Annotated in this window: 3 protein-coding genes, 1 tRNA gene and 1 pseudogene; 2 read left to right on the top strand and 3 right to left on the bottom strand. The window is 35.5% G+C overall.

Annotated elements, in window-relative coordinates; genetic code table 11:
* Positions 1–417: 417 nt before the first annotated feature.
* Positions 418–1,516, bottom strand: a protein-coding gene (gene prfB / locus AB1414_17690) for a peptide chain release factor 2 (GenBank protein ID MEW6609247.1) whose coding sequence is annotated in 2 segments (ribosomal slippage) — positions 418–1,446 and positions 1,448–1,516 — 1,098 coding nt in all. Because the reading frame shifts where the segments join, the coding sequence is not laid out codon by codon here.
* 64 nt (positions 1,517–1,580) lie between these two features.
* On the opposite strand from prfB, the pseudogene AB1414_17685 reads away from it, so the two are divergent.
* Both AB1414_17685 and AB1414_17680 read left to right on the top strand, forming a co-directional pair.
* A pseudogene (locus tag AB1414_17685) lies at positions 1,581–1,625 on the top strand (hypothetical protein).
* On the top strand, positions 1,612–1,794 hold the full coding sequence (locus AB1414_17680; GenBank protein ID MEW6609246.1) for a hypothetical protein: 183 nt from the start codon (positions 1,612–1,614) through the stop codon (positions 1,792–1,794). Before AB1414_17685 ends, AB1414_17680 begins: the two are co-directional and overlap by 14 nt.
* Positions 1,795–1,815: 21 nt before the next feature.
* Here AB1414_17680 and AB1414_17675 read toward each other — a convergent pair whose 3' ends face one another.
* Together AB1414_17675 and AB1414_17670 are read right to left on the bottom strand one after the other, a co-directional pair.
* A complete protein-coding gene (locus AB1414_17675) occupies positions 1,816–2,922 on the bottom strand; it encodes a DegT/DnrJ/EryC1/StrS family aminotransferase (GenBank protein MEW6609245.1) in 1,107 nt (368 codons plus the stop codon).
* Positions 2,923–3,119: 197 nt separating this feature from the next.
* Positions 3,120–3,214 (bottom strand) — tRNA-Ser (locus AB1414_17670).
* Positions 3,215–3,468: the final 254 nt, after the last annotated feature.

Below are 3,468 nucleotides of genomic sequence, written 5' to 3'. Positions count from 1 at the left end.
TTAAATAGTTTCGTCCTGAGCTCAGCCGGTAATCCCTCAGTTATCAGTGGTAAAAACTAAATAGAAATTTTCTCTCGCAAAGACGCAAAGTTCGCAAAGATTATAATTTATTCCTGTGAGTTCTTTGTGTCTTAGCGAGAAATTTAATCTTTATGCCTTTCTCCCACCAATAACTGACCGATTACCTCAGCCGAACGGTATTTAATTACCAGTTACCAATTACCAATCACCAGTTACCAGAATCAAATTCCGTGCGTTATTTGTTCAACACGACACTAGATTAAGACACCACCGAACATTCGGTAAGCAGGTCCTGTGTATTTCCATATCTTAATCAATAATCTTTTATGTGATCTAATTTATTTCTATATCTTCTCTGTTCCTCTGCGTCTCTGCGGTAAATTACCACCTGAACGGTTATCCTTTTTTATTCATTCGTAAATATGCCTCAATAAATGGGTCTATCCAGCCATCCATAACTCGTTGGCCATTACCTATTTCCAGATTACTGCGGTGGTCTTTTACCATTGTATATGGTTGAAAGACATAAGAGCGAATTTGACTTCCCCACCCTATTTCCTGTTTTTCTCCTCCGATTTTAGATAATTGTTTTTTTTGTTCTTCTTCATAATATTCATATATTCTTGAGCGAAGGATAGACATAGCATTTGCCTTATTTTTATACTGGGAACGCTCTGATTGACAACTAACAACAATACCTGTTGGCAGATGTGTAATTCGAACAGCTGAATCTGTAACATTGACATGTTGCCCACCGGGTCCACTTGACCTGAATGTATCAATCCTTAAATCATCTTCATTAATTTCTACTTCTAATTCTTCTACCTCAGGCATAACAAAAACTGAGGCAAAAGAGGTATGTCGTCTTTTATTCGCATCAAATGGAGAGATTCTTACCAGGCGATGGACTCCTTTTTCTGCCTTTAAATAGCCGTAGGCATATTTTCCCTCGACAAAAATCGTAACACTTTTTACACCTGCTTCTTCACCAGGTAAGAACTCAAGGGTTTGTGTTATAAATTTTTTCTCCTCAGCCCATCTTAAATACATTCTGAGTAACATTGCCGCCCAATCACAAGATTCTGTTCCCCCTGCACCCGGATGAATAGATAAATAGGCATTACTTTTATCATGCTCACCCGAAAATATCCTTTTAAATTCTAAGTCCTCTACCTCTTTTTTTAAAAAAGGTAATCTTTTAGCTATTTCCTTATAGGTAAGTGCATCATTCTCTTCCTGACCTAACTCAAATAATACCTTTAGTTCATCTATCTCTTTGTAAATTTTCTCATAAGGTTCAATTTTATCTTTCAAGGTGCTTAATTGTTGCATTTTCGCCTGAGCCGTAACCGCATCCTGCCAGAAATCAGGTTTAAATGATGCATTCTGGAGATTAGTTATTTCCTTTTTAATCTTAGATACTTCAAAGATAGTCACCCATTTCTAATATTGTCTTGAGTAATTTCTCTAATTCTATTCCTATTTCCTTCCACATAAAAAATCACCTCTCTTAGTTTTGGTAAATGGTAACTGGTGAATGGTAAAATGGTGAATGGTAAATGGTTACCAGTTACCAGTTACCAATTACCAATTACCAGTTACCAGTTACCAATTACCAGTTACCATTTACCAATTACCAATTACCAGTTACCATTTACCATTTACCATTTACCAGTTACCAGTTACCAGTTACCAATTACCAGTTACCATTTACCAATTACCAGTTACCAGTTACCATTTACCAGTTACCATTTACCAGTTACTTACTTTTAATTTCGTGAAATGGTTAAATAGTTACATTCCTGCTAATATTTCATATAAAGCCGTTACAATGATTTTCTGTTCCTCATCTGTTAAAGTAGGATATAAAGGTAATGAAAAGATTTCTTTAGCCACCTGTTCGGTATAAGGTAAATCGCCTTCTTTATATCCCAGATATTTGTAAGCCGTCATTGTATGTATTGGCCAGGGATAGCTAATATTAACGAAAATCTCTCTTTTTTTCAATTCCTCAATAATCTGGTCTCGCGATGGATGACGACAGACATATAAATAGTAGGTATGTTCATTTCCTGGTGCTGTTTCAGGTAAAATAAGATTTGTCTGTGCCAGAGATTGGTCATATTGACTGGCGAGAAATTTTCTTCTTAAGATGTACTCATCAAGGTGCGTTAATTTAGTTAAAAGTATAGCGGCATGAAGTTCGTCAAGTCTGGAATTATAACCATGTTCTAATGAATAATATGTTTTTTCCATTCCATAAAAGCGGATTCTTAGCAATCTTTCATATAAATTTTTATTATTTGTTAGAATCATTCCACTATCTCCATAACCACCAAGAATTTTTGTTGGATAAAATGAAAAAGCGGCAAGGTCAGACATAGAACCTGCTTTTTTTCCCTTGAAGCTTGCCCCATGACTCTGGGCACAATCTTCCACAATTTTTAATCCATATTTATTTGCTATTTGTTTTATTTCATCCATATTAACACATTGACCGTAGAGATGAACAGGTAAAATACACCTTGTTTTTTCAGTAATTGCCTTTTCTAATTTAGAAGTATCCATGAGATAAGTTTCTGGAACTATATCGACGAAACGAGGGGTGGCACCTGTTGAAACAATAGTTGAAACAGTTGGCACAGCCGTATTAGCTACAGTAATAACTTCATCTCCAGAACCTATATCTAATGATTTAAGGGCAAGAAAAAGGGCATCTGTTCCACTATTGACACCAATTCCAAATTCAACACCACAGTATCTGGCAAATTCTGTTTCAAACCTTTTAACATTCTCTCCAAGTATTAAAAAACCAGATTCTAATACCCTTTGAATTGCAAAATAAATTTCTTTTTTCTCATTTTCATACTCTTTAAGATAATTCCATACTTTAATTGACATTTTTACTCTCCAACCTTTAATATACCATACATATAAAATTATTGCAAGAGATTTTTAAGATAGGCAACAATTTTTATTGTAACTATTCACCGCAGAGGCACAGAGGACGGAGAAAAGATGAATATAAATGAATGGTAACGATTCATTTAAACTAAATGTAACAAAATTGGGGAATTTTGATAGACAAAGGGCGTTAGTGGCGGAGAGGGTGGGATTCGAACCCACGTGAGACTTTTTAGAGCCCCAAACCGCTTTCGAGGCGGTCCCGTTATGACCACTTCGGTACCTCTCCTCTCTCGTAACCGTTCAGGATATAGCCACAGAGTCACAGAGAACACAGAGGGAATATAGCAGTTATTAGTCAAAATTTTACTCAGAGTGGATAAGGGAAAAATCCCAAATCCCAAGCACCAAATCTTAAATAAGCACCAAATTCCACATACCAAAAAGCGAATTAGAGATTAGTGAATTAGAGATTAGATTTTACTAATTCGCTAATTCGCTTAATTCACTAATTCACTAAATGGAATTTGGAATTTGTGATTT

Source organism: bacterium (assembly GCA_040755795.1).
Taxonomy (GTDB): Bacteria; UBA9089; CG2-30-40-21; order CG2-30-40-21; family SBAY01; genus JBFLXS01.
The sequence above is the reverse complement of the archived record's forward strand: the minus strand, read 5'-3'. Positions and strand labels throughout refer to the sequence as shown.